Below are 6,258 nucleotides of genomic sequence, written 5' to 3' on the forward strand. Positions count from 1 at the left end.
CTCTAACGTTAGGTGATTTGGGGTGGATTCAGAGTGCTGATTTCATCGTTACCGGCTTACTCGCTGTGTTGGCGGCAATCGGAGTACGCGGCTTACTACGAGGCGGTAAGGGCGGTAAGTGGGGTCCCTTGCTCATCGGGATATATGGGATTGGTATGATAATGGCTGGCTTTTTTCGCCCAGACCCAGGCCTTGGTTTTCCCATCGGTGCTCCTGCGGGTATGCCCACATCCATGAGTGGCCAAGCTGCAGTTCATTCTATGGCTTTTTTTATAGCTTTTATTTGTTTGATTGCGGCAAGCCTTGTTTTTGCACGGAGGTTTGCTATACAAGGCGACCGTGGCTGGAGTGCCTACTGCATTGCGACGGGCATTATCTCACCATTGCTTATTATGGTGGGTAGCGGCATTAGTAGTTGGATTGGCGTTATCATGGGAAGTGCTGGGATTGTTGCCTTCGGATGGGTTTCAGCTCTTGCCGCCCGATTACGCGCCGAAGCCTCTAAGGTAATTACAAAATAGACCGATTTCAAATGATCCAGGCTTCAAAGCGTTTCTTAATACTGGCCGTCAATAAAAACAGTTTTGCACCGAATGGCATGCCAGGTCGGTGCAAAACGCAATCATCACTTTTTCGAAGAATACCATTCCTTCGTGAGTACGACAGAAGCTTTGTTGTCGGCGTGCCATTTTTTGTAGAAATCGTCGATCTTTTGCCCACCCGCCTTTTCCCAGGCAGATTGGGCATCCTGCTGCGCTTTATCGATCGGATACGAGGTGCCGTTAACGATCGACTTCGACCACGTATCAGCGATTACCTTCAGCGCATTCGTATTAACGACGAGCAAGTCTTCCGGAAGAGAAGGCAGTGAGTTCTGGTCGATGTCGTAATAAATCGGGYGGTCTGCCGATAAATACGCCTGATCCGCAGATTGGATCAACCCGGCAAACTCTTTTTCGACTGGATTGTCAGCATTCAGTAGCGATATGTACCGCGCGCAATCACCTTCTTTGATCGTAGAGGCCAGCATCCGGTAATCCGCCGTCCAGGACATTTCTTTTGTATAAATCGGATTGATGGGCTCCGGGCAGCCATTCTTGCCGGTCTTATAATGTGTACTTTCGTTTCCGTACTTCAACGTTTTTGCGGATACCGCAGTGGCAGTCGTGAAATACCGCAGCGGGGCGTTCGGCGTTATCCAGGGGACGACTTCGGTATACCCGGAGCAAGCGACCCGATTCGAGATTCATGGGGAGAAAGGGACCGTTATCTTGGCTGATACCGGAATCTTAACTTGGAAGACGACTAAAGGGGATTCCACGGAATTATACATAGGAGCTTCTGGTGCTGGGCCGACGTTTGCCGATGGTCATTCTATTCTAGTGGAAGACATGATCCGTGCAATTTGGGAAGACCGGGATCCGATGATTCCCGGTGAAGAGGCAAGAAAGGCTGTCGATCTTATATTGGCCATTTATGAGTCTAGCCGAGAAGGCAAGGAAGTATTTTTGCGGTAACGGATAACGTCATTGTACAGGAGTTCTACGCATGAATAACGAATAATAACTGGACAGCGGTGCGACAGATAACCTAGCAAAACTATTTTTATACTCGCAATGTCGATTTCATGGATGGCTATTCGTCGTCCAAGTAGGAGCGAGATTATCGATCCGAATTGATTGGGAATCGAGTTACCATTATGAATTCAGGAGGAGAAAACAAATGCGATTTATGATGATTGTCAAAGGTACACAGGACTCCGAAGCAGGTATAATGCCAAGTCAGGAACTTCTCGAAGCGATGCTGCGGTACAACGAGGAATTGGCTAAGGCCGGTGTGCTTCTCGCAGCCGATGGTCTGCAAGCAAGCTCGAATGGGATTCGGATATCCTATCCGGAACCTGGCGGCAAGCCGAAAGTAATCGATGGCCCATTCACGGAAGCGAAAGAGATTATAGCAGGATACACACTGATTGAGGTCAAATCTAGGGAAGAAGCGATCGAATGGGCGATGCGTATGCCGGATCCCCACGGTTATGGTGAAGGGGAAATCGAACTCCGCCAAGTGCTGGATGCGCAAGATCTGACACAGAATCCGGAAACGCTGGCGATGGAAGCTGCGATTCGTGTACAGATGAAGAGGCCTAACCATTCGTGAACGATTCCACAGTCCAGCGTACAATTGATGCCATCTGGCGTATCGAATCGGCCAAGCTAATCGCCGGACTGGCGCGGATGGTACGCGACGTCGGCCTAGCGGAAGACCTTGCACAGGATGCGCTTCTCATTGCATTGGAACGGTGGCCGGATATCGGCATCCCGGATAATCCCGGTGCTTGGTTGATGACTACGGCGAAACGCCGAGCGATTGATCTGATGCGCAGGAGCAAAGTGCGTGACCAGAAGTATGAAGAGCTGGGACGCAGCAGCGTATTGTACACCGAGCACGACATCGACAATGCGCTGGACGGAGAGGTCGGAGATGATCTTCTTCGATTGATCTTTACGACATGCCACCCGATCTTATCCCAGGAAGCAAGAGTAGCTCTGACGCTGCGTCTGCTCGGAGGACTCACGACTGATGAAATCGCGCGCGCTTTCCTCGTCGCAGAATCAACTATTGCACAGCGGATCGTTCGGGCGAAGAGAACGCTTAGTGCTTCACGAATTGCCTTCGAGGTTCCAGTAGGTGAAGAGCTCAAGGAGCGCCTGTCAACGGTGCTTGAAGTTATTTATCTGATGTTCAATGAGGGGTATGCGGCGACTTCTGGTGGCAATTGGATTCGTCCGCAGCTATGCCAGGAGGCGCTCAGACTTGGACGTATCCTGGCGGAAATCGCACCTACGGAGCCGGAGATTCACGGGGTGGTTGCCCTCATGGAAATTCAATCTTCGCGGTTCAAAACCCGGGTAAACGCAATGGGGGAGCCCATACTACTTATGGACCAAAACCGCGCATTATGGGATCAACTGCTGATCCGCCGCGGCTTGGCCGCTCTCGAGCGTGCCCGGAACCTAGGACGCCCGCTCGGTCCATATGCGCTTCAAGCTGCAATTTCCGCGTGCCACGTGCAGGCTCGTATCGCAGTCGAGACCGACTGGGCACGTATTGCCGCCCTATATGAAGCCTTATCACGCGTAATGCCATCGCCCGTCGTCGAATTGAACCGGGCGGTGGCAATCGCCATGGCATTCGGCCCTGCTTTCGGTCTTCAAATTGTCGATGCGCTGGATTCCGAGCCGTCGTTGAAGGAATACCACCTACTCCCGAGTGTACGAGGCGATCTTCTGGTCAAATTAGATCGTATCGACGAAGCCCGCAGAGAATTCGAACGAGCCGCTTCGCTCACGCGTAACACGCGAGAGCGTGAACTTCTGCTGAAGCGAGCCGCGGAATGTACTTTAGAAAAATAATTTAACCGCCCTGTCGATTATTCTGTCTCCCGTTCGTTGTTTAAGTAGAGGGCGGGCTTGCGAGTTGCCCGACCTCATACGATATCGGGAGGGAAACGTGAATGCGATATATGTTGATTGTCAAAGCCACAAGGCATACTGAAGCTGGTGTGAAGCCCAGTCGGGAACTCATTGATGCGATGGCGGAGTACAACAAGTCTCTGGCCAGTGCTGGGGTCCTCCTTGCTGCTGAAGGCTTGCAGCCGAGTTCGAGCGGGATGCGGATCACTTATCCCATACATGGTGAGGTGCCGAAAGTAACGGTTGGACCTTTTGCGGAGGAGAAGGAACTGATTGCAGGATTTACTCTCATTCATGTGAAATCGGAAGAAGAAGCGATCGATTGGGCGAAGCGCATGCCGAATCCGAGCGGCTGTGGCGAGGGCCAGATTGAGCTCCGTCCGCTAATCGAGGATGCGAATTTGCTGCAAACTTCAAAAACGATCGCCCTGGAGGCCGATTTGCGAGATCAGATTGACATGTTTAACAAAAGCTAAACGTTTAACAAAAAAACAATGTGAAAGGTTGATGAAAAATGGGAGCACAACTTACCCCTTATGTGATGTCGGAGGATGCAAGAACGCAGGCGGAATTTTATAAGCAGGCACTGGGAGGGGAGATCCAGTCCGTCATGACATTCGGTCAGACGCCGGGCACTCCGGAAGCGGTCAAGGATAAAGTAATGCATATGGTGCTATCGGTTGCTGGAGCCAATACATTGTTTCTGTCCGATTCCTTCGGTCCGGTTGCCGGGGGCAGAAGTATTAATCTATCTTTATCGTACGACAGCGAACCTGAAGCTCGAACGGCTTTCGCGAATCTCGGCGAGGGTGGTGCGATCAAGTATCCGTTCGATCTACAGCCATGGGGAGCTTATTACGGCGAAATCTTGGATAAATTCGGCGTTACTTGGCAGATAGTCAAACAACAATAGAAAGTTCTATCCATGAACAGGCTGCTGCCACGGCAGTCTGTTTTTGTTTGTACTGAGAAAAGAGGAGTTTGCTTTACGCTGTCGAATAATTCTAATTCTGGATGACATTATACCATTTCACATGAGAGAGAAGAGTGAATCAATGAAGGTGCGGAATTGGAAAAAGAAAATAACTAGATTACTGTTCGTGACTCTATTAGTTGTTATTGTGGGTTGTCAGGCAGTAAGTGGATTCGATGTAAACAAAGCTTTGGTGGAGGCAGTTGTCGCTAAATCGATGGAGGGCAAAGGCGAATTCACTCTCAATCTCATAATGGATGAGAAAGCATCGACTGCACCAGAACAATTGGCCATGTTGAAATTATTCGAGAATATGAAGATCAAATTTGATGCCATAAAGATGGAGAACAGCACGCGGATGTCGGTAAAAGGGTCTGCTCTACTAGCTAAGTATAACATACCATTCGAAGCATCTGTAACCGCCGAGCAATTGGTGCTTAAACTAGAAGGAGGCAAGAAACCGATCGTATTGGATCTTAAAGGAGATTCAAGTTCCGACACGATGCCGCCTTTCTTCACTGAGCTTCAAGCAAAGCTAAGTGACGGCGTTCTGACGAGCAGCATGATGTCCTACTTCATTAAACAATTGCCCAATCCGAGTAAATTGAAGGTTGATACAGTCAACGATCTCATCAATGGCGAGACCGTGTCCTTACATAAGCTGCATAGTGAAATAACAGGCGATGAGCTGCTTCCGCTTGCCAAAGCTTTTATCAAAAATGTACTAAAAGATAATCAAGCGCTCAAGGATTTGATTGGTCAGGTATACGATGCCGTATATCCACTAATTGCGGCCGAACTGGATAAGGCAGTCTCGACGATTTCAAGTGAGAAAGACGACTATGAAGACAATGATTCCTACGGCTATGAGGAAATGACACCATATAATAGTAGTCCACTCGGTCAAGTCAAGTCTAAGGTGCAACCGATACTGACTGGAATCAAAGCCGTATTAGATGATCGTGACATTGCGATTGAAGTGATTCATACTGAAGTGAAGCAGTTGTTCATTATTGCACTGGTTGCATTGGAAAGCAGCAGCGAAGAGAGTCAGCAAGTTTTGCAGAAAGTTTTTAACAAAGACTCTTATGTTAATTCGGACTTATACTTCGATAACAGCTTTAAGCTTCGAAAGTCGAACACCGTGTTAATGATAGCACCGCAATTGCAAGACACAAAAGGTATTAACGCGATAAAGATCACAATGTCTATGGAAAACTGGAACGTGAATGGTAATGTCAAAGCGGATTCGATCCCAACAAGCGGGGGAAGCTTGACACTGGATAAAGAGTCGAAACCTAATGATTTTGTACAAAATTTAGACCCGAAATCGGCCATATATCAATTGATGAAAAATGATCTCGGTATTACAAAAATATCGTTTCCGCTCTATCTGGGGACAGGTAAGTATATCCCGTACACACAACAGCCCTTCATTGAGAAAGGTGTTACGATGGTTCCGACCAGATTCATCAGCGAGCGATTGAATGCCAAGGTGGACTGGAATTCAACTACTCAAGCTATTACGGTGACCGATCCGGAGACTTCCCGAACGATTGTTCTGCAAGGCGGTAGTAACATCGCATTAGTCAACGGAAAAAAGTTGGAGATGGAACAGGAAGTACTCTTGCGAGATGATAATAGTTTCGTACCCTTAACTTTTATCGTTACACAGTTAGGTGGAAAAACACAATGGAACGAAGAGACTAGATCTGTACAAGTAACGAGGGAATAGGACAAATAAGCAACTAGGACGAGGCTGCCGACATGGATCGGCAGTCTCGCTTTGTTAAGGGACATAAGATCAACTAC

8 protein-coding genes are annotated in these 6,258 nt (G+C 48.5%); 7 read left to right on the forward strand and 1 reads right to left on the reverse strand.

Going from position 1 to position 6,258, the window contains the following annotated elements:
* A partial coding sequence (locus AC1DWB_RS30255) for a DUF998 domain-containing protein (protein ID WP_477544813.1) occupies nucleotides 1–521 on the forward strand: 521 nt, incomplete at its 5' end.
* Between the two features lie 104 nt (nucleotides 522–625).
* Here the strand turns inward: AC1DWB_RS30255 and AC1DWB_RS30260 are convergent.
* Nucleotides 626–1,138 (reverse strand): hypothetical protein, encoded by a 513-nt coding sequence (locus AC1DWB_RS30260; protein ID WP_477544814.1) that lies wholly within the window; start codon nucleotides 1,136–1,138, stop codon nucleotides 626–628.
* 19 nt (nucleotides 1,139–1,157) lie between these two features.
* On the opposite strand from AC1DWB_RS30260, the gene AC1DWB_RS30265 reads away from it, so the two are divergent.
* The 6 genes from AC1DWB_RS30265 (at nucleotide 1,158) to AC1DWB_RS30290 (ending at nucleotide 6,181) form a co-directional block, all read left to right on the forward strand.
* On the forward strand, nucleotides 1,158–1,517 hold the full coding sequence (locus AC1DWB_RS30265; protein WP_477544815.1) for a Gfo/Idh/MocA family oxidoreductase: 360 nt from the start codon (nucleotides 1,158–1,160) through the stop codon (nucleotides 1,515–1,517).
* Between the two features lie 205 nt (nucleotides 1,518–1,722).
* On the forward strand, nucleotides 1,723–2,157 hold the full coding sequence (locus AC1DWB_RS30270; protein ID WP_477544816.1) for a YciI family protein: 435 nt from the start codon (nucleotides 1,723–1,725) through the stop codon (nucleotides 2,155–2,157).
* Nucleotides 2,154–3,413 carry an RNA polymerase sigma factor gene (locus AC1DWB_RS30275; RefSeq protein ID WP_477544817.1) on the forward strand — a complete coding sequence of 420 codons (1,260 nt, stop codon included), beginning with the start codon at nucleotides 2,154–2,156 and terminating at the stop codon, nucleotides 3,411–3,413. Before AC1DWB_RS30270 ends, AC1DWB_RS30275 begins: the two co-directional genes overlap by 4 nt.
* A 101-nt stretch (nucleotides 3,414–3,514) precedes the next feature.
* Nucleotides 3,515–3,949 (forward strand): YciI family protein, encoded by a 435-nt coding sequence (locus AC1DWB_RS30280; RefSeq protein WP_477544818.1) that lies wholly within the window; start codon nucleotides 3,515–3,517, stop codon nucleotides 3,947–3,949.
* A 38-nt stretch (nucleotides 3,950–3,987) separates the two neighbouring features.
* A complete protein-coding gene (locus tag AC1DWB_RS30285) occupies nucleotides 3,988–4,386 on the forward strand; it encodes a VOC family protein (protein WP_477544819.1) in 399 nt (132 codons plus the stop codon).
* A gap of 142 nt (nucleotides 4,387–4,528) precedes the next feature.
* Complete coding sequence (locus AC1DWB_RS30290; protein WP_477544820.1) at nucleotides 4,529–6,181, forward strand: copper amine oxidase N-terminal domain-containing protein; 1,653 nt, start codon at nucleotides 4,529–4,531, stop codon at nucleotides 6,179–6,181.
* Nucleotides 6,182–6,258: the final 77 nt, after the last annotated feature.

This window comes from Paenibacillus sp. P4_E11 (assembly GCF_056401635.1).

Excerpts from the sequence above, each read along its gene's own strand:
- AC1DWB_RS30270 (WP_477544816.1), top strand. The coding sequence starts at position 1,723 with ATGCGATTTATGATGATTGTCAAAGGTACACAGGACTCCGAAGCAGGT.
- AC1DWB_RS30285 (WP_477544819.1), top strand. The coding sequence starts at position 3,988 with ATGGGAGCACAACTTACCCCTTATGTGATGTCGGAGGATGCAAGAACG.
- AC1DWB_RS30280 (WP_477544818.1), top strand. The coding sequence starts at position 3,515 with ATGCGATATATGTTGATTGTCAAAGCCACAAGGCATACTGAAGCTGGT.
- AC1DWB_RS30290 (WP_477544820.1), top strand. The coding sequence starts at position 4,529 with ATGAAGGTGCGGAATTGGAAAAAGAAAATAACTAGATTACTGTTCGTG.